This is a genomic window from Nocardia ignorata NBRC 108230 (genome assembly GCF_001612905.1).
In the GTDB taxonomy this organism is placed as follows: Bacteria; Actinomycetota; Actinomycetes; order Mycobacteriales; family Mycobacteriaceae; genus Nocardia; species Nocardia ignorata.
The window spans coordinates 79,022-105,786 of record NZ_BDBI01000030.1 but is presented as its reverse complement, the minus strand read 5'-3'; the positions used below and the strand labels follow the sequence as shown (position 1 = coordinate 105,786).

The 26,765-nt window shown below is 67.3% G+C and carries 25 protein-coding genes and 1 tRNA gene; 16 read left to right on the top strand and 10 right to left on the bottom strand.

The features are described from left to right. Positions 1 to 187: 187 nt before the first annotated feature. The 3 genes from NI2_RS24215 to NI2_RS24205 are packed head-to-tail and all read left to right on the top strand — an operon-like array spanning position 188 to position 4,528. Complete coding sequence (locus tag NI2_RS24215) at positions 188 to 2,017, top strand: ABC transporter ATP-binding protein (protein WP_307657982.1); 1,830 nt, start codon at positions 188 to 190, stop codon at positions 2,015 to 2,017. Further along, on the top strand, positions 2,017 to 3,861 hold the full coding sequence (locus NI2_RS24210; RefSeq protein WP_067494718.1) for an ABC transporter ATP-binding protein: 1,845 nt from the start codon (positions 2,017 to 2,019) through the stop codon (positions 3,859 to 3,861). Before NI2_RS24215 ends, NI2_RS24210 begins: the two co-directional genes overlap by 1 nt. Positions 3,862 to 3,910: 49 nt before the next feature. After that, positions 3,911 to 4,528 (top strand): putative glycolipid-binding domain-containing protein, encoded by a 618-nt coding sequence (locus NI2_RS24205; protein WP_084457200.1) that lies wholly within the window; start codon positions 3,911 to 3,913, stop codon positions 4,526 to 4,528. A 101-nt stretch (positions 4,529 to 4,629) separates the two neighbouring features. Here NI2_RS24205 and NI2_RS24200 read toward each other — a convergent pair whose 3' ends face one another. Next, positions 4,630 to 5,595, bottom strand: a complete 966-nt coding sequence (locus NI2_RS24200) for a prephenate dehydrogenase (RefSeq protein ID WP_067494715.1) — start codon at positions 5,593 to 5,595, stop codon at positions 4,630 to 4,632. 40 nt (positions 5,596 to 5,635) lie between these two features. Here NI2_RS24200 and NI2_RS24195 point away from each other — a divergent pair, with 40 nt between their 5' ends. The 3 genes from NI2_RS24195 (at position 5,636) to NI2_RS24185 (ending at position 6,758) form a co-directional block, all read left to right on the top strand. Next, on the top strand, positions 5,636 to 6,175 hold the full coding sequence (locus NI2_RS24195) for a tRNA adenosine deaminase-associated protein (protein WP_067494712.1): 540 nt from the start codon (positions 5,636 to 5,638) through the stop codon (positions 6,173 to 6,175). 11 nt (positions 6,176 to 6,186) lie between these two features. Further along, on the top strand, positions 6,187 to 6,621 hold the full coding sequence (locus tag NI2_RS24190; RefSeq protein ID WP_084476721.1) for a nucleoside deaminase: 435 nt from the start codon (positions 6,187 to 6,189) through the stop codon (positions 6,619 to 6,621). A gap of 46 nt (positions 6,622 to 6,667) precedes the next feature. Next, a tRNA-Ser gene (locus NI2_RS24185) sits at positions 6,668 to 6,758 on the top strand. Positions 6,759 to 6,775: 17 nt separating this feature from the next. Here NI2_RS24185 and NI2_RS24180 read toward each other — a convergent pair. Then, positions 6,776 to 7,753, bottom strand: a complete 978-nt coding sequence (locus tag NI2_RS24180; protein WP_067494706.1) for a GlxA family transcriptional regulator — start codon at positions 7,751 to 7,753, stop codon at positions 6,776 to 6,778. A 285-nt stretch (positions 7,754 to 8,038) separates the two neighbouring features. Between NI2_RS24180 and NI2_RS24175 the strand changes: the two genes are divergently transcribed. Further along, the gene (locus NI2_RS24175) at positions 8,039 to 8,287 is read left to right on the top strand and encodes a hypothetical protein (protein ID WP_067494949.1); all 249 of its coding nucleotides are present in this window, start codon (positions 8,039 to 8,041) and stop codon (positions 8,285 to 8,287) included. A 33-nt stretch (positions 8,288 to 8,320) separates the two neighbouring features. On the opposite strand, the gene NI2_RS24170 is transcribed toward NI2_RS24175, so the two are convergent. Beyond that, a complete protein-coding gene (locus tag NI2_RS24170) occupies positions 8,321 to 10,609 on the bottom strand; it encodes an MMPL family transporter (RefSeq protein WP_067494703.1) in 2,289 nt (762 codons plus the stop codon). A gap of 161 nt (positions 10,610 to 10,770) precedes the next feature. Further along, positions 10,771 to 13,065 (bottom strand): MMPL family transporter, encoded by a 2,295-nt coding sequence (locus NI2_RS24165; protein ID WP_067494700.1) that lies wholly within the window; start codon positions 13,063 to 13,065, stop codon positions 10,771 to 10,773. Between the two features lie 132 nt (positions 13,066 to 13,197). On the opposite strand from NI2_RS24165, the gene NI2_RS24160 reads away from it, so the two are divergent. From NI2_RS24160 to tgt, 5 genes are all read left to right on the top strand, one after another. Next, positions 13,198 to 13,791: a TetR/AcrR family transcriptional regulator gene (locus tag NI2_RS24160; protein WP_067494697.1), complete on the top strand. Its 594-nt coding sequence runs from the start codon at positions 13,198 to 13,200 to the stop codon at positions 13,789 to 13,791. Between the two features lie 10 nt (positions 13,792 to 13,801). Beyond that, entirely contained in the window at positions 13,802 to 14,278 is a 477-nt protein-coding gene (locus NI2_RS24155) for an RrF2 family transcriptional regulator (RefSeq protein ID WP_067494693.1), read from the top strand. 94 nt (positions 14,279 to 14,372) lie between these two features. Then, positions 14,373 to 16,106 carry an ABC transporter ATP-binding protein gene (locus NI2_RS24150; RefSeq protein ID WP_067494690.1) on the top strand — a complete coding sequence of 578 codons (1,734 nt, stop codon included), beginning with the start codon at positions 14,373 to 14,375 and terminating at the stop codon, positions 16,104 to 16,106. Continuing rightward, positions 16,103 to 18,007: an ABC transporter ATP-binding protein gene (locus NI2_RS24145; protein ID WP_067494687.1), complete on the top strand. Its 1,905-nt coding sequence runs from the start codon at positions 16,103 to 16,105 to the stop codon at positions 18,005 to 18,007. Before NI2_RS24150 ends, NI2_RS24145 begins: the two co-directional genes overlap by 4 nt. Before the next feature lie 20 nt (positions 18,008 to 18,027). Beyond that, on the top strand, positions 18,028 to 19,281 hold the full coding sequence (tgt, locus tag NI2_RS24140; protein ID WP_067494684.1) for a tRNA guanosine(34) transglycosylase Tgt: 1,254 nt from the start codon (positions 18,028 to 18,030) through the stop codon (positions 19,279 to 19,281). 89 nt (positions 19,282 to 19,370) lie between these two features. Here tgt and NI2_RS24135 read toward each other — a convergent pair whose 3' ends face one another. Then, complete coding sequence (locus NI2_RS24135) at positions 19,371 to 20,144, bottom strand: queuosine precursor transporter (protein WP_067494681.1); 774 nt, start codon at positions 20,142 to 20,144, stop codon at positions 19,371 to 19,373. A gap of 84 nt (positions 20,145 to 20,228) precedes the next feature. Here NI2_RS24135 and NI2_RS24130 point away from each other — a divergent pair, with 84 nt between their 5' ends. Further along, the gene (locus NI2_RS24130) at positions 20,229 to 20,789 is read left to right on the top strand and encodes a DUF4190 domain-containing protein (protein ID WP_067494678.1); all 561 of its coding nucleotides are present in this window, start codon (positions 20,229 to 20,231) and stop codon (positions 20,787 to 20,789) included. Positions 20,790 to 20,863: 74 nt separating this feature from the next. Here NI2_RS24130 and NI2_RS35560 read toward each other — a convergent pair whose 3' ends face one another. The 3 genes from NI2_RS35560 to NI2_RS24115 are packed head-to-tail and all read right to left on the bottom strand — an operon-like array spanning position 20,864 to position 23,016. Continuing rightward, positions 20,864 to 21,556, bottom strand: coding sequence for an RDD family protein (locus NI2_RS35560; RefSeq protein ID WP_067494673.1), 693 nt, complete (start codon positions 21,554 to 21,556; stop codon positions 20,864 to 20,866). 43 nt (positions 21,557 to 21,599) lie between these two features. Continuing rightward, positions 21,600 to 22,520 carry a tRNA glutamyl-Q(34) synthetase GluQRS gene (gene gluQRS / locus NI2_RS24120; RefSeq protein ID WP_243750023.1) on the bottom strand — a complete coding sequence of 307 codons (921 nt, stop codon included), beginning with the start codon at positions 22,518 to 22,520 and terminating at the stop codon, positions 21,600 to 21,602. A gap of 10 nt (positions 22,521 to 22,530) precedes the next feature. After that, positions 22,531 to 23,016 (bottom strand): DUF309 domain-containing protein, encoded by a 486-nt coding sequence (locus NI2_RS24115; RefSeq protein WP_067494667.1) that lies wholly within the window; start codon positions 23,014 to 23,016, stop codon positions 22,531 to 22,533. Between the two features lie 420 nt (positions 23,017 to 23,436). On the opposite strand from NI2_RS24115, the gene NI2_RS24110 reads away from it, so the two are divergent. After that, on the top strand, positions 23,437 to 23,646 hold the full coding sequence (locus NI2_RS24110) for a DUF397 domain-containing protein (RefSeq protein ID WP_067494664.1): 210 nt from the start codon (positions 23,437 to 23,439) through the stop codon (positions 23,644 to 23,646). Positions 23,647 to 23,731: 85 nt separating this feature from the next. Next, complete coding sequence (locus NI2_RS24105; RefSeq protein WP_133734145.1) at positions 23,732 to 25,123, top strand: WS/DGAT/MGAT family O-acyltransferase; 1,392 nt, start codon at positions 23,732 to 23,734, stop codon at positions 25,121 to 25,123. Here NI2_RS24105 and NI2_RS34670 read toward each other — a convergent pair. Together NI2_RS34670 and NI2_RS24095 are read right to left on the bottom strand one after the other, a co-directional pair. Then, the gene (locus NI2_RS34670) at positions 25,120 to 25,566 is read right to left on the bottom strand and encodes a helix-turn-helix domain-containing protein (protein ID WP_084476708.1); all 447 of its coding nucleotides are present in this window, start codon (positions 25,564 to 25,566) and stop codon (positions 25,120 to 25,122) included. The two genes, NI2_RS24105 and NI2_RS34670, sit on opposite strands and share 4 nt — an antisense overlap. 271 nt (positions 25,567 to 25,837) lie before the next feature. Further along, complete coding sequence (locus NI2_RS24095; RefSeq protein WP_166655806.1) at positions 25,838 to 26,476, bottom strand: helix-turn-helix domain-containing protein; 639 nt, start codon at positions 26,474 to 26,476, stop codon at positions 25,838 to 25,840. A 126-nt stretch (positions 26,477 to 26,602) separates the two neighbouring features. Here NI2_RS24095 and NI2_RS35295 point away from each other — a divergent pair, with 126 nt between their 5' ends. Further along, the gene (locus NI2_RS35295) at positions 26,603 to 26,734 is read left to right on the top strand and encodes a hypothetical protein (RefSeq protein WP_255284036.1); all 132 of its coding nucleotides are present in this window, start codon (positions 26,603 to 26,605) and stop codon (positions 26,732 to 26,734) included. The last annotated feature ends 31 nt before the right edge of the window (positions 26,735 to 26,765 follow it).

The following is a 26,765-nucleotide window of genomic DNA, read 5'->3' as shown; positions in this document are numbered from 1 at the left end:
GCGGCAGAGGGCGTAGCGGCCGGGGCTGTGCACGGCTGTGGATGCTTTCGTCCGGCAGAAAATTCGGTGGCCGGGAACGGGGGACCGGTGCGACTCTGGAAGGGCCTACTTGTCGGACCCCGATGCGAACATCGTCTGGGAGTCCGTTCCGGTAATCAACCATCCAGCCGGACCCGAGGGGGAGTCTTTGTCTGTCACATCAGAACTGGCGGTCGCCGAATCGGAGGCCGACAGTTCCGGGCAGCCCACACAGCGAGCGCGCGGGGGTATGCGCTCGCTGCGCCGGTTTCTGCCCTACCTGAAGCCGTACCGGGTTCCGCTGATCCTGGCGAACCTGCTGGCCATCATGATGGCCGCGACCGCGGTGGTGACACCGCTGGTCATCGCCCGCATCATCGACGGGCCGATCGCCCGCCGCGATTTCGCGGGGCTGCTCGTGCCGGTCGCGTTCGTGTTCCTGCTCGGTGCACTCGAATCGTTCGGCATGTGGGGCAGACGCTGGTTGGTGTCCAAACCGGCGACGACATTCGAAATCACCATGCGCGCAAAGCTGTTCGCGAAGCTGCAGGCGCTGTCGATCGGCCGTCACGACGGGTGGCAGTCCGGTCAGCTGCTCTCGCGTGCGATCGACGACATGTCGGCGCTGCGCCGGTTCGTCGCGTTCGCCGGGCCGTTCCTCATCGTCAACTCGGTGATCGCGCCCGTCGGGCTCATCGCCTTGTTCGTGCTGAATTGGCAGGTGGGGCTGATCTTCACGGTGACCTGCCTGCCGCTCACCGTGTACTGCGCGCGTTTCGTCCGCCGGTTCGAGGTGGCCTCGCGCCGCTCCCAGGACCAGGCGGGAGACCTGGCGACCATCGCCCAGGAATCCGCGCAGGGCGTGCGTGTGCTCAAGGCGCTCGGCCGTGGCCAGTTCTTCGGCGCCCGATTCACCGCGCTGTCGCGTGAACTGCAACGCACCGAGCTGACGAAGGTGCATCTGGACGCCACGCTGTGGTCGGCGCTGGTGGCCCTGCCGACCATCGCGATCGCGCTGTCGCTCGGTGTCGGCGGATACGCGGTGGCGCAGGGCTCCATGACCATCGGCACCCTGGTCGCCGCCGTCACGCTGGAAACGTTCCTGCAGTGGCCGGTGATCTGGCTCGGCTTCCTGCTGTCGGAGCTGTTCGAGGCACGGACCGCCGCCGACCGGTACTGGGAGATCATCGACACCCCGCTCGACATCGCCGACCCGCCGGACCCGGTCGCCGTGCCCGTGCCGGTGCGCGGCGAACTGGTGATCGAGGGCGTCCGGTTCGGTTACCCGCGCGTCGACGGCGGTCCGGAAAACGCTGTGCTGGAGGATGTCTCGCTGCGGATCAGGCCGGGCGAGACGGTCGCGCTCGTCGGCGCGACCGGTAGCGGCAAAACCGCACTGCTCGAGCTGATTCCGCGCCTCTACGACGTGAACGCCGGTCGCATCACCATCGACGGCGTCGACATCGCCACGCTGCGACTGGCCGACCTGCGTCGGGTGGTGACGGTCGCCTTCGAGGAGCCGGTGCTGTTCTCGGCGAGCGTGCGCGAGAACGTGGCCCTCGGCGACCCGAGCGCCACCGACGACGACGTGCGCCGCGCGCTCGACATCGCCCAGGCCACCGAGTTCGTCGACGCGCTGCCGTGGGGTCTCGACACCAGGATCGGCGAGCAGGGCATGAGCCTGTCCGGCGGGCAGCGGCAACGGCTCGCGCTGGCCAGGGCGGTGCTCACCGGTGCGGCGGATGCCGACGAGGGCCGGATCATGGTGCTCGACGACCCGCTCTCCGCGCTGGACGTGGAAACCGAGGAGCGCGTGCAGGATCGGCTGCGCGCGGTGCTCTCCGGTGCGACGACCCTGCTGGTGGCGCACCGTCCGTCCACCGCCGCACTGGCCGACCGGGTGGCGCTGCTCGCCGACGGACGTATCGTCGCCGAGGGCACCCACGACAAGCTGCTTCGCACCAGCCGCCACTACCGCGAACTGATGGGCGGTGCCTGATGACCACCACCGAAACAGTTGAACCACAACAGGATCAGGCGGCCGACTGGCGCGGCATCGCCAAGGAGGACGACGCCGTCACCGGCACCGGAAACGTGGTGCTCGCCGGCCGTTCCCGCAGACTGCTGCTCGATCTGGTCCGGCCCTACCGCAAGCTCGCCGTCCTCACCTTCGTCCTGATCGTGCTGGACAACGCGGCGAAGGTGTCGGTGCCGTTGTTCATCGCCTACGGGCTCGACCACGGAATAACCCAAGGGCGCCAAGACAACTGGACGCCGTTGATCGCGACCGTCGCCGGATTCATCGCGGTGACGGTGCTGTCGGGTCTCACCACCTTCGCCTTCCTGCGCGCGGCCGGAACGCTGAGCCAGCGGGTGCTGTTCGACCTGCGGGTGCGCACCTTCGCACACACCCAGCGGTTGAGTGTGTCGTTCCACGAGAAATACACCTCGGGCAAGGTGGTCACCCGGCTCACCAGCGATATCGAGGCACTGCAGGACCTGCTCGAAGGCGCGCTGAACCAGGCGGCGAGCGCGCTGCTCTCGGTGGTCACCATCGCCGTTCTGCTCGTCTGGCTCGACCCGATGCTCGCGGCCATCGTGCTGCTCGGGTTCGTGCCGCTGGTGTTCGTCACCCGGTGGGCGCAGCGGCGGCAGCGGGCGGGTTACCGGCGGACCCGTGGCGCGATCGCCAGGGTGGTCGTGCAGTTCGTCGAATCGATGAGCGGCATGCGGGCGGTGCAGGCGTTCCGGCGCGAACACCGCAACCAGGAAGTGCTCGGCGTCGAGGACGCGGCGTACCAGAGGGCGACGACCACCGCGATGCGCGGCGTCGGCGACTACGTCGGCCTGTCGAACTTCATCGGCAAGGTGACAACCGTCGTCGTACTGCTCGTCGGGTCCTGGCAGGTGATGGAGGGCAACCTGGCCATCGGTGTGCTCGCTGCCTACCTGCTCTACCTCGACCAGTTCTTCGGCCCGCTCGACGAGTTGGCCCAGGTGTTCAACTCCTACCAGTCGGCCGCGGCAGCGCTGGAGAAGATCTCCGGTGTGCTCGAGGAGGAACCGGCGGTCGCGGAACCGGTCGAGCCGGTCACCGTCGAGCATCCCACCGGTGCGGTGCGGATGGACAAGGTGTGGTTCGGCTACGACGCGGCCTCGCCGGTGCTGCCGGAATTCGACCTCGACATCCCAGCCGGGCAGATCGTCGCACTGGTCGGTGCCACCGGGGCGGGCAAGTCGACGCTGGCCAAGCTGCTCACCCGGTTCTACGACCCGTCCGGCGGCACCATCACCCTCGACGGTGTCGACCTGCGCGAACTGGCCGACACCGAGCTGCGCAGGCACGTCGTGATGATCACGCAGGAGGCGTACCTGTTCTCCGGCACGATCGCCGACAACATCCGGCTCGGCAGGCCATCGGCCACCGATGCCGAGGTGCGGGCGGCGGCCCGCGCGGTCGGGCTCGACCAGTTCGTCGGGTCGCTGCCGGACGGATACGACACCGACGTGCGGACCAGGGGCGGGCGATTATCGGCCGGTCAGCGCCAGCTGGTCGCCTTCGCCAGGGTGTTCCTCGCCGATCCGGTGGTGATCGTGCTCGACGAGGCGACGTCGAGTCTCGACATCCCCGGTGAGCGCCTGGTGCAGCGTGCGCTGGAGACGCTGCTGCGGGGCCGGACGGCCGTCATCATCGCGCATCGCCTGTCCACGGTCGCCATTGCCGACCGGGTGCTGGTGCTCGACGGCGGCCGCGTGGTGGAGGACGGGGCACCGGCCGAGCTGATCGCGGGCCAGGGCCGCTTCGCCGGACTGCACGCCGCCTGGCGGGATTCGCTGGTGTGATGCGCTCGTGTTGTACAGCGCCGGGGCCGGTGTCGCTTACCGTAGAGAGGTGACGACCCCAGCCCCGGGCCCGGCCGCAGGCCCCACCGAGAACAGACCGGCCTCTCGGTGGCCGGCGGTGCTCACCTGGCGAGCCCACGACAACTCCCGGATGGAATCGGTCCGGGTGACGGTGAACGGCAACCGGATCAGGGCCGCGGGCCGGATGATCGGCAGCGCCAACCACGAGCACCCGGCGTTCAGCGCCTCCTACGATCTGGTCACCGACGAAGCGGGCGCGACCAGGCGTTTGTCGCTGCGCACCACGACCGCCGCCGGTGAACGCCACGCCTCGGTGTCGCGGGACGAGGAGAACTACTGGCTCGTCGACGCGGGCGGCACCCACGTGCGCTCGACGTTCGCCGGCGCCCTCGATGTGGACGTGGTGCTCAGCCCGTTCTTCAACACCCTGCCGATCCGCCGGTTCTGCCTGCAGAACGCCGTCGGTGACGTGCAGGTGCCGGTCGTCTACGTGCGTCTGCCCGACCTGCTGGTGCAGGAGGCCGAACTCACCTATTCGAGTGCCGCCGACGGCATCAACGTGCTTTCCCCGGTTTCGAGCGCCACGCTGACGGTCGACCCGGAAGGGTTCGTGCTCGACTATCCGGGGTTGGCCGAGCGAGTCTGAACCGCGGCACCGGCCGCCCATCGCAGGCGGCCACCGCCGGCGCCGACCGCCCAATGCCCTGATCGACCTGGCCGCGGCGGCCGGGGAACGGTCGCGACCGACTACAGCGCCCGCAGCACCCCGCCGCGCCGACCAGCACGCCGCAGCTCGTCGAGCCAGCCGTCGGCGCCGGGCGTCACCCCCGTGATCTCCCATCGCGCCCGGCTGTCGTACGCCGACCGCCCCCGGTAACCCGCCTCGACAACCTCGCCGAGCGTGCCGTCGGCGCGAAGAGCGTCACGCGCGGCGATCAGCGCCTCGATGGTTTCGTCGAGCACCAGTTCCAATGCCCCGGCATTCGGTTCACAGATCGCGCGAACCAGGTCGGGCGCGGTACCGGCTACCCGGGTCCCGTCGCGGAACGAACCGGCCGCCAACCCGAGCGCCAGCTCACCCCCGCCCGCCCCGGCCGCGGCCAGCGCCTCGGCCAGCACGTGCGGCAGGTGCGAGATCCGCGCGACGGCCTGGTCGTGTTCCTCGGCAACGACCGGAACCACGACGGAACCGCAGTCCAAAGCCAGCCGAACCACCCGCGACCACGGCTCAACCCGGGTGCCCTCGTCCACGCCCACAGCCCACACCGCGCCGCGGAACAGCTCGGGATCGGTTGCCGCCCAGCCGGATTCAGACGTACCGGCCATCGGGTGACCGCCCACATACCGGGCCTCCAGCCCCTGCTTGCGTACCGCGTCGGCCACCGGCCCCTTCACGCTGACCACATCGGTCAGCGCACACTCCGGCGCATAGGCGGCGACCTCCGCGAGTACCGGCGCGACGGCGGGCATCGGCACCGCGAGCACCACCAGCGCATCGGCGGCAGCGGCCCGGCTCAGCACCTCGGGCAGGTCACCCGACACGTCGAAACCGTCGAGCCGGGCGGCCTGCGCGCCGTCGGCCGACCGGTTGTACCCGAACGCCTCGTACCCGGCGTCCACGGCCGCGCGCAGCACGGAGCCGCCGATCAGACCCGTTCCGAGGACACACACGGCACCACGCTCGTCGATACTCACGAGAACAGATTGGCACACGAGTTCATCATTACGGGCGGGACAGACTACCGTTTGGTCCATGGCAGCACAGCGCTCGGGCACGAACAGGGCGGCGTCGGATGACGACTTCGACGTCGAAGGGTTCGCCGTGGCGGTGGTCCGCGAAGAAGGTACGTGGCGGTGCAGTCCTCTCAGCCACGACGCCCTCGTCGACCTCTCCACCGCCGAGACCGAATTGAAGGCATTGCGCAGCTCCGGTGCGGTGTTCGGGCTGCTCGACGTCGACGACGAGTTCTTCATCGTGCTGCGGCCCGCGCCGAGCGGCACCCGGCTGCTCGTCTCCGACGCGACCGCCGCGATCGACTACGACATCGCCGCCGACGTCCTCGACGCACTCAATGTCGAGATCCCCGACATCGACCCCGACGAGCTCGACGACATCGAACCGTGGGAAGAGGGCGACCTCGGCGTACTCGCCGACCTCGGCCTACCCGAACCGGTGCTCAGCGTGATCCTCGCCGACACCGACCTCTACCCGGACGAACAGCTGAAACTGATCGCCGAGCGCCTCGGTTTCGCCGACGAATACGCGGCGGTGCTGGACAAACTGCAGAAGTGACCGACGAGGACATGCTGCGCGCCGCGCTCGCGGCCGCCGCCGCCGCCGACCCGCGCGATGTGCCGGTCGGCGCCGTCGTCTTCGATGCGCAAGGCCGTGAGCTGGCCCGCGCGGCCAATGCCCGCGAAGCCCTCGGCGACCCGACCGCCCACGCGGAAGTCCTCGCCCTGCGAAAAGCCGCGGCCGTCCACGGCGATGGTTGGCGGCTCGAAGGCGCGACGCTGGCCGTCACCTTGGAACCGTGCACGATGTGCGCGGGCGCGCTGGTTCTCGCCCGCGTCGAGAAGGTGATCTTCGGCGCCTGGGAACCCAAGACCGGCGCCGTCGGCTCCCTGTGGGACGTGGTCCGCGACCGCCGCCTCAACCACCGCCCTCAGGTGCGCGCCGGAATCCTCGAATCCGACTGCGTCGCCCTCCTCGACGCCTTCTTCCGGAACCAGCGCTGACCAGCCGATTTAGTGATCGAGCCCCCTATCCGGTACCGTAGTCGGCGGTGGCGTGTCCGAGCGGCCTAAGGAGCACGCCTCGAAAGCGTGTGACGGGTAACCCCCGTCCGAGGGTTCAAATCCCTCCGCCACCGCCAGCAAGCCCCTTACCTGTTCAGGCAGGTGAGGGGCTTTTGCTTTGTGCGGTTCGGAAGGTGTTGCGGTACGCCGAGGGCGAGGTGTGCAGCGCCTTCGCGAAGTGGTGGCGGAAGGTGACCGCGGTGGCGAAGCCGACGGCCGTGGCGATCTCCTCCACCGGGGCATCGCTGGTCTCGAGCATCGCAAGGGCCGCCTGGATACGTTGCGTGGTAAGCCATTTGCTCGGAGTGGTGCCGGTGGACCGAACGAAATGACGCAGGTAGGTGCGCTGGGACAGGCCCGCGACCCGGGCGAGGTCGGCGACGCCGAGCGGCTCGTGGATGTGTTCGGCGGCCCAGGCCAGGCTGCGCCCGACCGGATCGTCGAGGGGTTCGGGCGGCATCGGGGACTCGATGTACTGCGCCTGCCCGCCGGTGCGGTGCGGCTGGATCACCAGCCTGCGGGCGACCGCGTTCGCGACGGACGCGCCCATGTCGGTGCGCACCAGGTGCAGCGCGAGGTCGAGGCCCGCCGCGCAGCCCGCGCTGGTGAGGATGTCGCCGTCGTCGGTGTAGAGCGGTTCGGCGTCGACGACCACGGCGGGATACCGCTCACGCAGCAGATCGGCGTATCGCCAGTGCGTGGTGGCCCGGCGACCGTCCAACAGCCCGGCCGCCGCGAGCGCGAAAGCACCCGAGCAGATCGACACGATGCGTGCCCCGTTGCGATGCGCCTGCCGTAGAGCCGCGATCAGCTCCGGCGAGGTGGCGGCGCGCGGGTCGGCGACGCTCGGCACCACCACCGTGTCGGCGGCGGCGAAGTCGGCGAGACCGTAGGGGCTGCTCATGGTCGCGCCGCCGATCACCCGGATGGGGTCGGGGGTTTCGGTGCAGACCTTCAGCTCGTACCAGGGCAGATCGATGTCGGGCCACACGAGGCCGAACACCTCGATGACGATGCCGGCCTCGAACGCCGTCATCCCGTCGTACGCCAGCACCGACACTGTCGAACCCATGTCTGAATCTTAGCGATAGTCGTCATCTACGCCACTTCTCGTGGCCTTCGCAGCTCGCGACCATGGATTCATGTGGAAGAAATTGAAGGAATTCGCACTCGGCATTCACGCCGCGAACGCCATCAGGCACGGTGTGTGCCCGCCCGCCGCCGCCCGTCGCGAACCCGCGAAACCCACAACGCGCTGATCGAGAGCTGTCGACGGCTATTCACCTGCGTCCGACCTGCGGTGTAGTACTCGCGTAATAGACTGAGTTACACCGAAATCCGGGAAGGAACGATGATTATGCGCGGGCGTGTGCCGCCACCCGCGAAGTCCGGGATCGGGCTCGGGGGGAAGCTCTTGGTTCTGATCGTGCTCGGGTGGGTGGCCGTGGGGCTGCTCGCCGCAGGTCAGCGGCACTATTTCTCGAAACTTCCGAGGGAGTGCTCGGATTGGGCGACGATCGCCGTCACGGCGGCGGCGGGACCGGGGAACTACATCGGGCTGAACCCCAGGGTCACCGAATGCGAGGTTCCGCAGCCGAGCAAGTAGGCCGGGCACCCGAACGAGTGCCCGGCCCGGGTCTCACAGTTCCGCGGCCGCCATCTCGCGGTCGTTGCGGTGGATCTCGCGCAGCTTGGAACCCTCCACGTCGATATCGGGAACGATCTTGTCCAGCCAGGCGGGCATCCACCACGCCCATTTGCCCAGCAGCACAAGCAGAGCGGGAATGAGCACCATGCGCACGATGAACGCGTCGAGCGCGACGCCCGCCGCCAGCGCGAAGCCCATCGACTTCGCGGTGACATCGGATTCGAGCAGGAACGAACCGAACACCGAGATCATGATGATCGCCGCGGAGGTGACCACGCGCGCGCCGTGGTGATAACCCTTCACCACCGCCTCGGTCGGTTCGGAGCCGTGCACGTATTCCTCGCGCATGCGGGTCACCAGGAACACCTGGTAGTCCATCGCGAGCCCGAATACCAAGCCGATCAACATGATCGGCAGGAAGCTCACCAGCGGGTGCGGGTCCGAGATCAGCCCGAGCTTGCCCTCCTGGAAGACCAGCACGGTCGCGCCGAACGTCGCCGCCATCGACAACAGGAACCCGAGCGCGGCCGTGAGCGGGACCAGGATCGAGCGGAACACCAGGATCAGCAGGATGAACGCGGCGCCGGCGACGATCGCCATGTACGGCACGATCTTGCTCAACAACACGTGGTCGATATCGGCGTAGATCGCGGTGGTTCCCGTGATGCCGTACGACATCTGGTACTGCTCGTGCAGCGCGGCCTCGGCATCGCGGGCCGACTGCACCAGATCCTTGGTCGACTGATCGTTGGGACCGGCCTTCGGAATGCCGTTGATGAGGGCGCCCGCACCGTCGGAGCTCATCTGCGGTTCGGTGACCAGTTCCATGTCGGGGTAGGACATGAGCTGGTCGCGCAAGGCATTCAGCGCGGCGGGCCGCTGGTCGGCGGGGGTGTCGGCCAGGTCGACGGCCACCTGCAACACACCGTTGCTGCCCTCACCGAAACCCTCGGTGCGCAGGTCGTAGGCCTTACGCACGGTGGTCGACTTGGGCAGGCTGTCCTCGCCGGGCAGGCCGAGGTTCAGGTTCAGCGCGGGTGCGGCGAGCAGGCCGAGCACCACGATGGCCAGGATCATCGTCACCGCGGGGAACTTGGCGATCACCCGGGCAACGCGGGTGCCGTTGGTGACGACGCTGTCGTCCTCGGGATCGTGCTGGGCGATCAGCGGCAGCTTCGGCTTGAACAGGGCCTTGCCGAACGCACCGAGCAGCGCGGGCATGAGGGTGATCGCGGTGAGCACGGCGAACGCGGCCGCCACCGCACCACCGAGACCCATGAACGTCAGGAACCGGACACCGACGATGGACAGCCCGGCCAGCGCGATGATGACGGTGAGACCGGCGAACACCACCGCCGAGCCCGCCGTGCCGAGCGCGGTACCGGCGGCTTCCTCGGCCGAATCCTGCACGGTCAGTTCGTGTTTGTAGCGGGAGACGATGAACAGCGCGTAGTCGATCGACAGCGCGATACCGATCATCGAGGCGAGGAACGTCGTGAAGCTCGGGATCTCGAGCACCGTGGTGGACAGGAAGATCAGCGAGGTCGCGGCGCCGAGGCCGACGATGGCGGTGATGATCGGCACGAAGGCCGCGACGATCGCGCCGAACGCCACGATCATCACCACCAGGGCAACGGCCATACCGATCATCTCGGACTTACCGCTGGGCATCTCCTGCTCCATGGGCAGGCTGCCGCTCATCTCCACCGTGAGACCGGCGGCGCGGGCGTCGTCGCCTACGGCGTAGGCGGCCTCGCGGTCCTCGGGCTTGACATCGGCGAACTCTTTGATGGTGAACGGCACGCTGAAGTAGGCGACGGTGTCGGGTGCCGACTCGTTCAGCACATTGAGCGGCGCGCCACTGCAGGTCGACGGATCGGGTTGCGCGGTAAGGCAACCCATCTCCTCGGTGGCAGTGATCGGGTCGACGATCGGTTCGGTGTGATCGACGATCGGCAACTGCTCGAGCCGTTCGATCATCGCCGCGACGGCCTGGCGATTGGCCGGGTCGGTGAGCTTCTGGCCGGCGGGCGCGCCGACGACGTAGGTGCCGGTGACCGCGTCGAACGCGAACGCCTCCGACATACCCGGGAAGTGCTTGTCGAGGATTTCGGTGGCCCGCTCCGACGGCAGGTTCGGCATGCTGAAGTCGTCGGTCATCGGTTTCTGCAGCTGGGCACCGAGTCCGCCGAGCACCATGAAGCAGAGTAACCAGACAGGGAGCACGATCCATTTGCGGCGAAAGGCCAGCTTTCCCCACCGGTACAGATAGACGGACACGGGTTTCTCCTCGGTGATTCGATGCAGAACGTGGAGTAGAGCCGGGTCGAACTAGTCCTGAGTCTGCTGCCGCGATACCGCGATATCAAGCAACCGGGCCCGCACATGCGACGACCCCGCGATCCATGGGGCGGATCGCGGGGTCGTGTAGGGGATTACGGTCAGCCGACGGCGACCGGGTGCTTCACCGTCTCGGAACCCGAGTTGCGCAGCTGCTCGAGCTTGGCGCCCTCGACGTCGATATCGGGAACGATGCGGTCGAGCCACTTCGGCATCCACCAGGCCCACTTGCCCATGATCACCAGCAGCGCGGGCACGATCACCATGCGGACCACGAAGGCGTCGATGGCGACACCGGCGGCCAGCGCGAAACCGAACGACTTCGCGGTGACGTCGGTTTCCATGATGAAGGAGCCGAACACCGAGATCATGATGATCGCGGCCGAGGTGACCACGCGGGCACCGTGGTGGTAACCGGCGACCATGGCTTCCTTCGGCGAACGGCCGTGCACGAATTCCTCACGCATGCGGGTCACCAGGAACACCTGGTAGTCCATCGCGAGACCGAACACCAAGCCGATCAACATGATCGGCAGGAAGCTGACCAGCGGCTGTGGGTCCTCGATCAGCCCGAAGGTGCCCTCCTGGAAGATCAGCACGGTGGCACCGAAGGTGGCAGCCATCGACAGCAGGAACCCGAGCGCCGCGGTGAGCGGGACCAGGATCGAGCGGAACACCAGGATCAGCAGGATGAACGCGGCGCCGGCGACGATCGCCAGGTACGGCACGATCTTGCTGAGCAGCGCGTGGTCGACATCGGCGTAGATCGCGGTGGTACCGGTGATGCCGTACTGCATGCCGTACTGCGCCTGCAGCTCGGCCTCGGCGCCGCGCGCCGACTGCACCAGATCCTTGGTTTCCTGGTTGTTCGGACCGGACACCGGGACGCCGTTGAGCATGGCGCCCTGCTTGTCCTCGCTCCACTGCGGCTCGGTGACGTAGTCCATGCCCTCGTAGGAGGCGAGCTTGTCGCGCAGCGCGCCGAGCGCCGCCTCACGCTGACCCTCGGGCGTGGCACTCAGGTCGGCGACGACCATGAGCACACCGTTGCTGCCCTCACCGAATCCCTCGGTGCGCAGGTCGTAGGCCTTACGCACGGTCGAGGTCTTGGGCAGGCTGTCCTCGCCGGGCAGGCCGAGGTTCAGGCCCGCGGCGGGTGCGGCGAGCGCACCGAGCACGACCACCGACAGGATCAGGGCGACCCACGGCGCCTTGCCGATCAGGCGGGCGAAACGCTGGCCGTTGGTGACCGAGGTGTCGTCCTCGGGATCGTGCTGGGCCACCAGCGGCAGCTTCGGCTTGAACAGGGCCTTACCGAAGGCGCCCATCAGGGCGGGCATCAGGGTGACGGCGGTGAGCACCGCGAACGCGGCGGCGATGGCGCCACCCAGACCCATGAAGGTCAGGAACTCCACGCCGACGATGCTCAGCGCACCCAGCGCGATGATGACGGTGAGACCGGCGAACACCACGGCCGAACCGGCGGTGCCCAGCGCGGTACCGGCCGCTTCCTCAGCCGAATCACGCACGGACAGTTCGTGTTTGTAGCGCGAGACGATGAACAGCGCGTAGTCGATCGACAGCGCGATACCGATCATCGAGGCGAGGAAGGTGGTGAAGCCGGGCACTTCCATGAAGGAGGTGCCGAGCATGATCGTCGAGGTAGCGGCACCGAGGCCGACGATGGCGGTGACGATCGGGACGACCGCGGCGACGATGGCGCCGAACGCGATCACCATGACGATCAGGGCGACGCCCATACCGATGAGTTCGGACTTGCCGCTCGGCTGTTCCTGCTTCATCGCGATGGAACCGCTGAGTTCGACGGTCAGGCCTGCGTTGCGGGCGTCGGCGCCGACCTCGAAGGCGGCGTCGCGCTCGGCGTCGGTCACGTCGGTGACGTTCTCGATGGTGAACGGCACGTTGAGGGTGGCGACGGTCTTCGGCGCGGTTTCGTTCAAGACGTTGAGCGGGGCGCCCGAGCAGGTCGACGGGTCAGGGTTGCTCAGGCAGCCCATCTTGTCGGTCATCTCGATCGGGTTGGCCAGCGGCTTGGTCTTGTCGACGATCGGCAGTTCACCGAGCTTGCCGATGAACGCTTCGATCGCGGCACGGTTGGCCGGATCGGTGAGCTGCTGGCCTTCCGGCGCGGCGATCACGTACGTGCCTGCCACGGCGTCGAACTTGAACTGTTCGGACATGCCGGGGAAGTGCTTGTCGAGGATTTCGTTGGCGCGAGCCGAAGGCAGCTCGGGCATGCTGAAGTCGTTGCTCATCGGCTTGCTGAGGGTGGCGCCGAGCCCGCCGAGCAGCACGAACAGCAGTAGCCAGACCGGCAACACTATCCATTTACGGCGGAAAGCGAACTTTCCCCATCGGTACAGGTATACGGACACGTGTCCCCGCCTCCACATCGCGAATGATTGTCTACCGTGCGGTAGGTAGACTACCGACGGCGTAAGCGGAGGGGCAACCTCAATTTTATGGGCGCCGGATAGATCACCAACGATTCATGGGAGGATTGCGACATGGCTGCCCGGGACACCGCCGACACCGTTACCGCAGGTGGAGGCACTAAACAGGCGATTCGTGATGCCGCGCTCCGGCTGTTCGCCGCGAAAGGCTTCGAGCAGACGAGCCTGCGCGAAGTCGCCGATATGGTGGGAATCACAAAGGCGTCGCTGTACTACCACTACGCGTCGAAGCTCGATCTGCTGCTGGCGATCATCGACCCGATCATCGATCACATGCGCGACATCGTCACCGATATCGACGCCGTCCCCTACGACAGCGAGGGCATCCGCGCCGTCCTGCGCACCTATCTGCGCGGCATGATCCGCCACCGCGACGCGGGTGCGCTGTGCGTACGTGACACCGCCGCCATCGTCAACGCCATCGCCGACCGCTACCCGGATCTCATGGAACCCACTCGCGAGCTGCGGACCTGGTTGTCCGGACCGAATCCGACGCCGGAGTCGATGCTGCGCGCGGCCGGTGCCATCGAGGTGCTCGGGGTGGCACTGCTGTCGATCGAGCTGGCGCCGGGAGCCACCGACGCGCTCGTCGAGCAGACGTTGCTCGACGCGGCGACCGCCGTGCTGGCCGGCGGCGCGACCGCGTAGGTTCGAGACCGTGCATATCACCGCAAGAGTCGATTACGCGGTGCGAACGTTGCTCGAGCTCGCCGCGGCCGACGGGGTCGTGAAGGCCGAGGCCATCGCCGCCGCGGCGCAGATCCCGCCGAAGGTCCTCGAGACCGTGCTCGCCGAGCTGCGTCGCGCCGAACTGGTGCGCAGCAGGCGCGGACCGGACGGCGGGTACCGGCTGGGCAGGCCCGCCGAGGAGATCTCGGTGGCCGACGTGATCCGTGGCGTCGAGTCGCCGCTGGCCTCGGTGCGCGGGCAGCGCCCCGAGGACGTGCGCTACCCCGGTGCGGCCGAACCGCTGCAGCGGGTGTGGATCGCGCTGCGGGTGAATATCCGGGCCGTGCTCGAGAACGTGTCGATCGCCGATATCGCCGCCGACCGACTGCCCGGTTTCATCGATGAGTTGATCGCGGATCCTGGCGCCTGGGCGCGGCGCGAGCCACGTACGCCCGCCGACGCGTGATTTATCCACAGGTTCGGGTTTATCCACAGGCCTGGTGAAACGCCTGGATAACCCGGGGGCGCGGCCTCGCCGCACGCGGTAGCCTGCGTCCATCATGTTGATCACCCTGCTACGGACCTACCTGGCCCCGTACCGCGCCCAGCTGGCCGGGGTTCTCGTGCTCCAGCTGGTCTCGGTCATCGCGATGCTCTACCTGCCGAGCCTCAACGCCGACCTCATCGACAACGGCATCACCAGGGGCGACATCGGCTACATCTGGACCACCGGCCTGTGGATGCTCGCGGTGAGCTGCGTGCAGATCATCGCCTCGTCGGCGTCGGTGTACTTCGGTGCGCAGGCGGCGATGGGCGCGGGCCGGGACATGCGCGGCGCGGTGCTGCACCGGGTCGAGACGTTCTCCGCGCGCGAGGTCGGCCTGTTCGGCGCGCCCTCGCTCATCACCCGCTCCACCAACGACATCCAGCAGGTGCAGCTGCTCATCGTGATGTCGGTGACGATTCTGGTGATGGCACCGATCATGTGCGTCGGCGGCATCATCATGGCGGTGCGCGAAGACGCCGGGCTCTCGTGGCTGCTGCTCATCGCGGTGCCCGCGCTGGCGCTGAGCATGGGGCTGGTCGTCGCGAAGATGGTGCCCGGCTTCCGGCAGATGCAGGAACGCATCGACGGGGTGAACCGGGTGCTGCGCGAGCAGATCACCGGTATCCGGGTGATCCGCGCGTTCGTGCGGGAACGTCAGGAGATCTGGCGCTTCGGGATGGCCAACACCTCGCTCACCGACGCCTCGCTGCGCGTGGGCAAGCTGATGGCGCTGATGTTCCCGATCGTCATGCTCATCTCCAATGTCACCGCCGTCGGGGTGATCTGGTTCGGCGGGCATCACGTCGACGACGGCACCATGCAGATCGGCTCGCTCACCGCGATGCTGTCCTACATCATGCAGATCCTGATGGCCGTGATGATGGCCTCGTTCCTGGCGATGATGGCCCCGCGCGCGGCGGTCTCGGCCGACCGCATCGGCGCGGTGCTCGAGACCGAGTCCTCGGTGCGCCCGCCGCGCCTGCCGCAGCCCTTCGCAGGCGATCCGGCGACCGTCGACCTGCAGTTCGCCGAATTCGCCTTCCCCGGTGCGGAGAAGCCGGTGCTGCGAGCCATCCGCTTCCAGGTCGCACCCGGAACGACAACGGCCGTGGTCGGTTCCACCGGTGCGGGCAAGACCACGCTCGTCAATCTGATCCCGCGCCTGATCGATGTCACCGACGGCGCGGTGTACGTGGGCGGCACCGACGTGCGGCACCTGGACCTCGAAACCCTGCGCGGCGGAATCGGATTGGTGCCGCAGAAGGCGTACCTGTTCTCCGGAACCGTCGCGAGCAACCTGCGCTACGGCAAACCCGACGCCACCGACGACGAGCTCTGGCACGCGCTCGAGGTGGCCCAGGCGGCCGACTTCGTGCGCGAGATGCCGCAGGGCCTCGACACTCCGGTCGCCCAGGGTGGGACAACGGTGTCGGGTGGTCAGCGTCAGCGCCTGTGTATCGCCCGCGCGCTGGTGCGCAGGCCGCGCATCTACCTGTTCGACGATTCGTTCTCCGCGCTCGACGTGGCGACCGACGCCCGGTTGCGCGCGGCGCTGAAACCCGAGACCGCCGACGCGTCGGTAATCATCGTGGCCCAGCGGATCCAGACCATTCGCGACGCCGACCAGATCGTCGTCCTCGAGGACGGCGCGATGGCGGGCCTCGGCACCCATGACGAACTGATGCAGCGGTGCCCGGAGTACCGCGAGATCGTCGAGTCCCAGCTCAGTGTGGAGGAGGCTCGATGAGGCCGGGTGCACCCGTCCCCGGCGCCCCGGGTACGAAACCGAAATCGTTCGTTCCGTCGCTGAAGCGGCTGCTGCGCAGGCTCGCGCCGGAGAAATTCTCCGTCGCGGTCATCATCGCGCTCGTCGTGACCTCGGTGGTGCTCAACACGCTCGGCCCATGGTTGCTCGGCAAGGCGACGAACTTGGTGTTCGACGGGTTCGTCGGCAAGCAGCTCCCGGCGGGGCTGAGCAAGGACGAGACCGTCGAGATGCTGCGTCAGCGCGGGGAGAACACCCGCGCCGACATGCTCTCGGCCATGAACGTGATCCCTGGCACCGGTATCGATTTCGGTGCGGTCGGCCGGGTGCTCACGCTGGTGCTCGTGCTCTACGTGGTCGCCGCGGTGTTCGGCTGGCTGCAGGGTTATCTGCTCAATGTCGTCATCAACCGCACGGTGAAGCGCCTGCGCGACGACGTGGAGAACAAGCTGCACCGCCTGCCGCTGCGCTACTTCGACACCGCACCGCGCGGCGACGTGCTCAGCCGCGTCACCAACGACGTCGACAACGTCTCCCAGAGCCTGCAGCAGACCATGAGCCAGCTGCTCGTCTCGCTGTTCACCGTGGTCGGCATCCTGATCATGATGTTCTGGATCTCGCCGCTGCTGGCGCTGATCGCCCTGCTCACGGTGCCCGCGGCCATCGTCGTCACCGCGCAGATCGCCAAACGGTCCAAGCCGCACTTCGTGAACCAGTGGAAATACACCGGTGAGGTGAACTCCTCGGTGGAGGAGGCCTACACCGGCCACGAGATCATCACCGCGTTCGGCCGCAGCCGCGAGGTCGGCCGGGAGTTCGACGAGCGCAACGACAAGCTCTACAACGCCAGCTTCAAGGCGCAGTTCATCTCCGGTCTCATCATGCCCGCGATCATGTTCCTCGGAAACGTGAACTTCGTGTTCATCGCGCTGGTCGGTGGCCTGCGGGTGGCCACCGGCAATCTCTCGCTCGGTGAGGTGCAGGCCTTCATCCAGTACTCGCGCCAGTTCAGCCAGCCGCTCACCCAGATCGGCGCCATGGCCAACCTGCTGCAGTCCGGGGTGGCCTCGGCCGAGCGGATCTTCGAGATCCTCGACGCCGAGGAACAGAGCCCCGACCCGCTGGTGGAGAACTCGCGCCCGGTCGACCGCGGCCGGGTGGAGTTCGACGCGGTGTCGTTCGGCTACGACCCGGAAACCCCTGTCATCGAACGGCTTTCGCTGGTAGCTGATCCCGGTCATGTGATCGCCATCGTCGGCCCGACCGGTGCGGGCAAGACCACGCTGGTGAACCTGCTGATGCGCTTCTACGAGATCGACGCGGGCACCATCTCCATCGACGACGTCGACATCACCACCATCACCCGCGACCACCTGCGTTCGCGTATCGGCATGGTGTTGCAGGACACCTGGCTGTTCCAGGGCACCATCCGCGAGAACATCGCCTACGGCAATCCCAACGCCTCCGAGCACGACATCATCGCCGCGGCCCGCGCCGCCTACGTCGACCGGTTCGTGCACTCGCTGCCCGACGGCTACGACACGGTGATCGACGAGGAAGGCGGCGGGGTGAGCGCCGGTGAGAAGCAGCTCATCACCATCGCCCGCGCGTTCCTGGCCAAGCCATCGATCCTGATCCTCGACGAGGCGACCAGTTCGGTCGACACCCGCACCGAACTGCTGGTGCAGCACGCCACCGCCGCGCTACGTCGCGACCGCACGAGTTTCGTCATCGCCCACCGGCTCTCGACGATCCGCGACGCCGACCTGATCGTGGTGATGGAGAAGGGCCGCATCGTCGAACACGGCAACCACGAACGCCTGCTAGAGGAGCGAGGCGCCTACTACCGCCTCTACAACGCCCAGTTCGCGGCCGCTCAGTAGCGCCCTGGCACCATGGGCGGGTGGCCGACAGCAGCGAATTCTCCTTCACGGTAGGTACCCGTCTCGACGGGGACCGGCACGGGCGTACCGGCGTCATCAGCACGCCGCACGGGGAGATCGCGACGCCCGCCTTCATTCCGGTGGGGACGAAGGCGTCGGTGAAGGCGGTGCTGCCGGAGACGATGAAGGAGCTGGGGGCGCAGGCGCTGCTCGCCAACGCCTACCACCTGTATCTGCAGCCGGGGTCCGACATCGTCGACGAGGCCGGTGGGCTCGGGAAGTTCATGAACTGGGACGGGCCGACCTTCACCGACAGCGGTGGTTTCCAGGTGATGTCGCTGGGTGTGGGTTTCAAGAAGGTGCTCGCGATGGAGGCGGTGGGGGTGCGCTCCGATCAGGTGATCGCGGCGGGCAAGGAGCGGCTCGCCACCGTCGACGACGACGGTGTCACCTTCCGTTCCCACCTCGACGGCTCGAAGCACCGGTTCACCCCCGAGGTGTCGATGGGTATCCAGCATCAGCTCGGCGCCGACATCATGTTCGCCTTCGACGAACTCACCACCCTGATGAATACCCGTGGCTACCAGGAGAAGTCGCTGCAGCGCACGCACGAGTGGGCGCAACGCTGCATCGACGAGCACGAACGGCTCACCGGCGCCCGCACGCATCGGCCCTACCAGGCGCTGTTCGCGGTGATCCAGGGCGCGCAGTACGAAGACCTGCGCCGCAAGGCCTGTCGTGAACTCGAATCCATCCGGGGCAGTGGCGGAACGGAATTCGACGGGTACGGCATCGGCGGTGCGCTGGAGAAACACAATCTCGGCACCATCGTCGGCTGGTGCTGCGACGAGCTGCCCGAGGCCAAACCGAGGCACATGCTCGGCATCAGCGAGCCCGAGGACATGTTCGTCGCCATCGAGAACGGGGCCGACACCTTCGACTGCGTGAACCCCTCGCGAGTGGCGCGCAATGCGGCGATCTACGTCGACGAGGGCCGGTTCAACATCAACACCAGCCGCTTCCGCCGCGATTTCACCCCCATCGACGAGAACTGCGACTGCTACACCTGCGCGCACTACACCCGCGCCTACCTGCATCACCTGTTCAAGGCCAAGGAGATGCTCTCGGCGACGCTGTGCACCATCCACAACGAGCGATTCACCGTCCGCCTGGTCGACCGGATCCGGGCGAGCATCGAAGGCGGCTACTTCGACGAGTTCAAGAAGGAATTCCTCGGCCAGTGGCAGGGCCGTATCAAAGCGCCGGGGCAGTAGGCGGCGCCGGACGTCCGATCACCACGCTCTGGTGGCGGGGGGCTCTCGGGCGATGCCGCCACCAGAGCGTGGTGATCACCTGACCGGCGTCAGTCGTGTAGCGCGTCGACCTTCGCGGGAGCGTAGGTCGGCTCCTTTTTCTTCAGGATGGCTATGACGCGGTAAGTGATGGGCAGGACGAGCACCTCGCACACGGTCTTCCAGACGAAGCCGACGATCACGAAGTTGACGAACGACTGCCAGGTGTCGATGCCGATCGCCGGGGCGGCGATCGAGCAGAAGATCAGGGTGTCGGCGAACTCGCCGACCACGGTCGACCCGATCAGCCGGGCCCACAGGTGCTTTTCCTTGGTGCGTTCCTTGATGAACACCAGCGTCGCCGAGTTCAGCAACTGGCCGACGAAGTACCCGGCGAGCCCGGCGAGCACCAGCTGCGGGGTGGTGCCGAGGACGGTGCGGAACGCTTCCTGGTTCTCGTAGAAACCGGCGGCAGGCAGCCGGACGGCGACGAAGAAGCAGCCGACGGTGAGCAGCAGCGCCGCGAAACCGGTGTAGATGGCGTGGCGAGTGGCGCGGAAGCCGTAGACCTCGCTGAGCACGTCACCCAGGATGTAGGCCAGGGGGAACAGGAAGAAGGCGCCGTCGGTGGCGATCGGCAGGATCTGCAGCGGGCCGAGCACGACCGAACTGCCGGAGAAGAACTCCACGCCCTTGGTGGCGCAGATATTGGAGATGATCAGCGTCGCGGTGAACACGGCGACGATTACCGGATAGAACCCCCGCGCTACCTGGGCGAATGCCGCATGCTCCGGCGCGGGGTGCCCAGATTCAGCGGGTTTGTCGAGCGAATTCGTATCAGTCACGGGTTACATCTTCCCAGCAGGGGCACGCGGGCCCCCGCCTCGAGCGCGCCAGCGCTCCAAACGCCTATGCAATACGCTGTAGCAATGACGAATCCCGGCGATTCCGACGAGTGGTGGAAGCAGTACGGCGGTTCCGGCGTGTCCCCGGAATCCGGCGCGCCGGGTTCGGTGCCGCAGTACCCGACCGCCCCGCCGTCGCAGCCTTCGAGCTACCCGTCCAACCCGCAGCAGTCCGCGCCGCAATACCCGCAGCAGCAGCCGCCGTCGCAGCCGCAGTATCCGAATTATCAGCAGCCTGCGGCGCCGCAGTATCCGCAGCAGCCGCAGTACGGCGGGTATCCGGCGGCCGGGGCCTACAACCCATACGGTGGGTACCCCCAGCCGCAGGGCACCAACGGCCTCGCCATCGGCGCGCTGGCGTCGTCGCTGATCGGCCTGTGCAGCTGCGGTGTCGGTTCGATCGTCGGCATCATCCTCGGTGTGATGGCGATCAACCAGATCAAGGAACGCGGCGGTGAAGGCAAGGGGATGGCGCAGGCCGGCATCTGGATCGGTGCCATCTCCCTGGTGCTCTGGCTGCTCTACATCGTTTTCGTCGTGGTCCTCGGTGTGGTCGGCGGGATGGATTCTTCGTCCACCTACTGACTTTCGCGGTCAACACAAGGGGCGCTTCCGGAATCCGGAAGCGCCCCTTGGTGGTTTCGCAGGTCGGAGCTGAATCAGCCCTTGACGACCTGAGTTCCGCCTGCGAACTTGTCGTGCCAGCCCTGCTTGTTCGGGTCGTTGTTGATGGTGACCGCGATGTAGATCCCCAGGCCCGCGGTGGCCAGGTTGCCGAGGCAGTAGATGACCGAGGGCACCAGGTAGATGTTGCGCTTGATGGAAACCTCAGGGGTCAGCTTCGGCGCACCACCGGGGGCGACCACGCGCAGGCCGAGCAGCTTCTTGCCGACCGTCGCGCCCTGGGTCACCTCCATGGCGACGTTGTAGCCGACGAGCGCCAGGGTGCTCAGGATCGGGATGACCACGAACGTGACCAACATGCTGGCGGGCAGGATGAAGTTGACGATCGCCATCGGAATACCGACGATCAGGCCGTCGATGAACCGAGCGCCGAAGCGCGTGCCGAGGTCACCGGCCTGCGCGCCACCGAATCCCTGCTGGTTGTACGGATCGGCACCGTAACCGGGCTGCGGCTGCCCGTACGGCTGCTGGCCGTAGGCGGGCTGCTGCTGACCGTACGGGTCGGCCTGCCCGTAACCGGGCACCGGCTGGCCGTATCCCGGGTTCGGCTGACCGTAAGGCTGCTGCTGTCCGTAACCCGGCTGCTGCTGGCCGTAGGGGTCCTGGCCGTAGCCGCCGGGCTGACCGCCCTGCGGGTACTGATTGGGGTCGTAACCACCGCTGGTCATAAATTCGTCCTCGTCGTGATCAGTAGATCGGTCGTTGCGTACGTTACGGACATCGGTCTGGTTGGAACAACCCGATAGGCTCGAGTATCCATGGTTTCTCCGGGATGCGCGCCGGGTCGAAAACCTGGCGGAGCTCTGCCGTTGTACGAGCGGCATATCCGAGTGAATCGGCGATCGCCGCCACCACGTCGCCGGGCGTGTTGCCGAGCGCCATCTGATCGGAAAGGCTCACCGCCCCATCACGTTTGGCGAGTCTCTTACCTTCGGTGTTGAGTACCAACGGAACATGGGCGTAGATGGGCCGTGGCAGGCCGAGCAGGTCGGCGAGATAGGCCTGGCGCGGGGTGGACGGCAGCAGATCTTCGCCGCGCACCACTTGATCCACACCCTGGGCGGCATCGTCGACAACGACGGTGAGGTTGTAGGCGGGGATGCCGTCACCCCGGCGCAGCACCAGATCGTCGACGGCGCCTCGGTAGCGGCCGTGGCGCAGGTCGGTGATCTCGTAGTCGGTCACGTCGGCGCGCAATCGCACTGCGGGTGAACGGCCTTCGGCTCGGCGAGCGGCACGCTGTGCGTCGGTGAGGGTGCGGCAGGTGCCGGGGTAGGCGCCCATCGGACCGTGCGGTGCGGCGGCGGCCTGCTGGATTTCGCGTCTGGTGCAGAAACATTCGTAGGTGCGCCCGGCCGCGGTGAGTTCCTCGATCGTCGACTCGTAGACCGCGAGCCGGTCGGATTGCCGCAGCACCGGCCCGTCCCAGTCGAGCCCGATGGCGGCGAGGTCGTCGAGCTGGCGTTGTGCCGCTCCCGGGCGGACGCGGTCGAGGTCGTCGATGCGCATCCGGAACGCGCGCCCGGTGGTGCGGGCGTAGAGCCAGGCCAGGATGGCGGTGCGCAGATTGCCCAGGTGGAGCTCGCCCGAGGGGCTCGGGGCGTAGCGGCCTGCACCTGGTGAACTGGACACCTGTCCGATCCTAGTCGGTCGTGCGACGCAGCCTCGGCCGCAGCTGTTCGTCGGTGAGCTGGGCGCCGCCGTCGATGGCGTCGAGCAGCTGCTCGGCGTAGGAGATCAGGCCCGCACGGTCGACATCGTGCTGCTGGGCATTCGCCGGGTAGGCGCCGAGCCGCTCGCAGGCGCGCTGCAGCAGCGTAGTCGCGCCCTTGGTGTTGCCGCGCTGGATGTGGGTCAGGCCGACGGCATATTGGGCAAGACCCTGCCAGAGCATCCGCTCGGCAACCGGCCCGTTCTTCCAGGCCGCCTCCAAAACCTCGTGTGCGTTGAATGCCAATCCGTCGTCCAGCAGTTGCTGGGCGAAGGTCAGAGTTTGCTGGGGGGTCAACTCGAGATCGTCGGGAATTCGGGCGACTCCGGCACTGCCGGGCGGCAGTAGACGGCCGAGTCGGTCGCGTGGGCGGTCGTTACGGGCACGACCTGCGGCGTCGCGGTCACGGGAGATCATTCCCCCATGATCCACGCCCACCTCGGATGGTGCTCATGTGGCCTGTGAGACGAGCAGGAATGTGACGTATCACGAACCAATAACATGGAAGTAAATCCGCATGTGTAGAGCCTGCGGGGAATGGGTAAGAGGCTTCGGCAATGCCGCCGCAAACCCGAACCTTCGCAAGGTTGGCAAACGGATATGAGAAAGCAAATTCTCATCCGCAAACTTGCGGAAGACCTGCTAGTGTTTCTTCCGCGGGGGCAGCCCCCGGAGGCGGAAACGCCTCATGCGCTGGTTCGTGCCGATCGGTTGCGCGTTCCGGGTGGCAGTGCTGTGGGTGCCACGAAGTAACTCGTCGGTCGCGCCGTAAATCGGAAATGCTGAACCGATTCGGCGGTGTTATCCCGTTCTCACTGATGCAAAGGAGCAAGTGCTGTGGAGGTTGATGTGACGGGCGCTGTGTGGCGCAAGAGCACCTACAGCGGTCCCGATGGAAACTGCGTGGAAGTCGCCTTTCTCACCGGCGGCGAGATCGCGGTCCGCGACACCAAGGATCACGGGCGTGGCCCCGTGCTGGCCTTCGGACCAGGAGCGTGGCGAGCGTTTCTCGCCGACGTCACCGCGGGACAGTTCGCGCGCGGCTGAACCGCGAATGCGCCTGAACCGGGCAGTCCGGGCCCCGGGTCGATAGGACTCGGGGCCTTCTCTCGGCGTGGCCTATCGTGGCCGGGTGACCAGAATGGCCCCGCGCGACGCGACGATGTTCTGGCTGTCGCGCCGCACCGCCAATGATGTGTTCCTGCTCTACTGTTTCGCCGAAACCCCTACTCCTACTGACGAACTGCGCGCCGCCGTTGCCGAACGCGTAGCGCTCATTCCCGATCTGTGCCGCCGGTTGCGCGAGACCGCGCGAGACCTCGACTATCCGCACTGGATCCCGGCCGAATTCATTCCCCAGCAATTCATTGCCCACCGGCCCGACGGCCTGCCGTGGCCCACTCTGCTCGACCGGCTCGGCGAACTTCTGGGCACCGGCGTCGACGCCACCGAACGACCCTGGCGGCTACACGTTTTCCGTGGCGTTCGCGATGCGCCGATGTCGACCGGGCCGTCGCTGGTCGCGGTGGTTCAGATCTCCCATGCTCTCGCCGACGGCACCCGTGCGGCCGCACTCACCAGATCCCTGTTTATCCACAGGGTTCCCGGTGTCCCTGTGGATAACTCGGTGAAACACCGAGTGGATCCTGGGAAAAAGCCGGTGAGCCCTGTGGATTACTGGGGACAACTCTGTGGATGGATGGATCCGAGTGTGCTTGGGGTACTACGTTTTCCCCAGCAGCTGGTCGCGACGTTCCGCCGTGGTCTGGCGGCGGGGCGTGCCCAACGGGACCTCGCCGAGCGCACCGCCGCCGGTGAAGTGCCCGCGCCCACAACCGGCTTCACGCCCGGCGCTTTCAACACGATGCGGCCCGTCGCGGCGCTCGACCATCAGGTCCGCATGCTCGTCGTCACCGCGGACACGCTCCGCCGCCCGCACGTCACAGTGACAGTGCTTGCGCTGACGGCGATTTCGCGCGCACTCACCACCTACCTCACCGAGCACGGTCGAGCACCGGAACGCCTCGGCGCCGCACTGCCGATGGCCGTGCCCGCATCGAGCGACGCGCACAACAACTACCGGAGCCTGTCCATCGACCTGCACATCGAGGAATCCGACCTGCGCGCCCGTGCCGAACTGATCGCCGACGAACTGCGAACCCGTCGTGAACGCGCGCTGAATCCGCTTCTCGCCGTGCGGGATCGAGTCGGTGACACCGTTCCCGCGCTGTTCGCGGTGCGTGACGTCGCCCGCGCCGATCTCGACACGCCACCGCAGGCGATCGACGGCAACACCGTCGTCTCCAGCGTGAATCGTGGCGCCGCCGACCTCACCTTCGCGGGCGCACCGGTCCTGTTCACCGGCGGATTTCCGGCGCTCGGCACCGTCATGCACCTGACTCACGGCATCCACGGGCTCGGCGAGACCATCACGCTCTCCGTGCATTCCGACAAAGCGGCCGTGCCGGATCCGGATCGGTACCTGGCCCTGCTCGCCGAAGCGGTGGACGCCGTGCGCGGCTAGCGCTTGCCCGCCCGCCCCAGCTCGTCGCCGATCGCCCGCAGCGCCGAACGCAGCGCGGTGGTCGCGTCGGTGCCCGCCGCCTCACCCTCGATCAACCCGTCGATCCGGAACGGACAGAAGTACCCCGAATCACCCTGGTGCGGGCGGCCGATCTCGATGAGGGGACGGCCGGTCCGATGCGCGATAGCGGCGGCGAGGGCCGCGTCGGCCGCGCGTGGATCGCGTCGCGCGCGGGGGAGGGCAGGCACCGCCTGGGCGTGCACCCGCTCGTACCAGTCGATCACCTCGGAAGGCGCGGCGCGCGTGCCGGTTTCGTAGTGACCGAGCGCGGCCCGGCTGTACGGAACGCGGGTGGCCAACCCCGCCAAGGACAATCCGGCTTCTTCCCGCAGCCGCCGCAACCGCGCGCCTACGAGTCTCCCCTGCTCGCCCCGACTGGACATGCAGCCATCGTAGAGAACTGTAGACGTTTGTAGACGCTTTTTGCTGTCCAAAAGGTCTTGACAGTGACCATACTTTCCCTGGCGGCTTCACCAGAACCATACCGCGCCACCCGCGCAACACTGACACGTTCGGAGGGGAAAGCATGGATGTCTACCTGTGGATTGCCGTCGGCCTCTTGGGATTCGGGGCACTCACCCGGTACCTGCTGTTACTACCGCCCGCCGAGACCGTCACCGGCCGTCCGACCGTCGCCGAAATCCGCCGCAGGATTCAGTCCGAGCGGGCGCCCGGCCACGATTCGACGACACCGTCGCCGCGCAACATCTCCAGCAGGAGCTTCTCGGCGTCGGACTTCTCCCTGGCCAGTGCGCTCCAGCCGCGCACCACACCGTCGGGGCCCGATTTCGTCGTCCACGAGCCCACCGCATGAGCGCCCTGGGGGTGCAGCGAGTAGTAGATGGTGCCGACCGGGAAGGCGACATCCATGCCACGCACCCAGCCGGTGATCGCGTCGCCGTCCCATACCCGCATCTCACCGCGCACACCCGGCCCCGGATCGTCCTCGGCCGCAGCGGTTTCGGCGGTGTCGAGCAGCAGGTGGTCGCCTTCGTGCCGGATCGTCACCTCCGCTACCTCGACCTCGTCGCCGTGTTTCGCCGCCTTCTGCCAGGCTGCCCACCAGCGGCCCGCCAGGTCGACCCGGTTGTCGACGATCCCGGCCAGTTCCGCCAGCGAGATGCGCAACGCGTCGGCCAATCGGATCGCGACCGGAAGGGTCGGCGACTGCTCCTCGGATTCATACCGGGTGATCTGCCGCGAACTCACCCCGATGGCGGTGGCGAGCGCGGGCTGCGACAGCCCGAGCAAGCGCCGCCGCTCCTGAATCACCTTCCCCGTCCCGGTGTTCATACAGTCATCGCCTCCATTGCCGGCCCCTACCGTCACACCCTGCCCGACACATCCGCGCCGGACCCGCCGCCACGGGTCGTCACCGGCGATATCGAACATCACTGGCGCACCGCACATGCCGACTGCGTGGCCGATTCTCCCATCTCTTCGCTCCAGCAGGCCCGTTTCGTGCTGACCGAGCACGACGGGTGCGGACCACGCTGCCTGCAGCACCTCGCCGCCACCGCCTACAGCACGGGTCTGATCGACGACATCTGAGCAGGTCGCGGGGAGTTACGAACGACACGTT

What these genes read in the sequence shown, in the direction of transcription:
- NI2_RS24195 (WP_067494712.1), top strand. Translation starts at nt 5,636, where the DNA reads ATGGCAGCACAGCGCTCGGGCACGAACAGGGCGGCGTCGGATGACGAC.
- NI2_RS24095 (WP_166655806.1), bottom strand. Translation starts at nt 26,476, where the DNA reads ATGAACACCGGGACGGGGAAGGTGATTCAGGAGCGGCGGCGCTTGCTC.
- NI2_RS34670 (WP_084476708.1), bottom strand. Translation starts at nt 25,566, where the DNA reads ATGTCCAGTCGGGGCGAGCAGGGGAGACTCGTAGGCGCGCGGTTGCGG.
- NI2_RS35560 (WP_067494673.1), bottom strand. Translation starts at nt 21,556, where the DNA reads ATGACCAGCGGTGGTTACGACCCCAATCAGTACCCGCAGGGCGGTCAG.
- NI2_RS24150 (WP_067494690.1), top strand. Translation starts at nt 14,373, where the DNA reads ATGTTGATCACCCTGCTACGGACCTACCTGGCCCCGTACCGCGCCCAG.
- NI2_RS24180 (WP_067494706.1), bottom strand. Translation starts at nt 7,753, where the DNA reads ATGGGTTCGACAGTGTCGGTGCTGGCGTACGACGGGATGACGGCGTTC.
- NI2_RS24145 (WP_067494687.1), top strand. Translation starts at nt 16,103, where the DNA reads ATGAGGCCGGGTGCACCCGTCCCCGGCGCCCCGGGTACGAAACCGAAA.
- NI2_RS24130 (WP_067494678.1), top strand. Translation starts at nt 20,229, where the DNA reads ATGACGAATCCCGGCGATTCCGACGAGTGGTGGAAGCAGTACGGCGGT.
- NI2_RS24175 (WP_067494949.1), top strand. Translation starts at nt 8,039, where the DNA reads ATGCGCGGGCGTGTGCCGCCACCCGCGAAGTCCGGGATCGGGCTCGGG.
- NI2_RS24210 (WP_067494718.1), top strand. Translation starts at nt 2,017, where the DNA reads ATGACCACCACCGAAACAGTTGAACCACAACAGGATCAGGCGGCCGAC.
- NI2_RS24160 (WP_067494697.1), top strand. Translation starts at nt 13,198, where the DNA reads ATGGCTGCCCGGGACACCGCCGACACCGTTACCGCAGGTGGAGGCACT.
- NI2_RS24190 (WP_084476721.1), top strand. Translation starts at nt 6,187, where the DNA reads ATGCTGCGCGCCGCGCTCGCGGCCGCCGCCGCCGCCGACCCGCGCGAT.
- NI2_RS24115 (WP_067494667.1), bottom strand. Translation starts at nt 23,016, where the DNA reads ATGATCTCCCGTGACCGCGACGCCGCAGGTCGTGCCCGTAACGACCGC.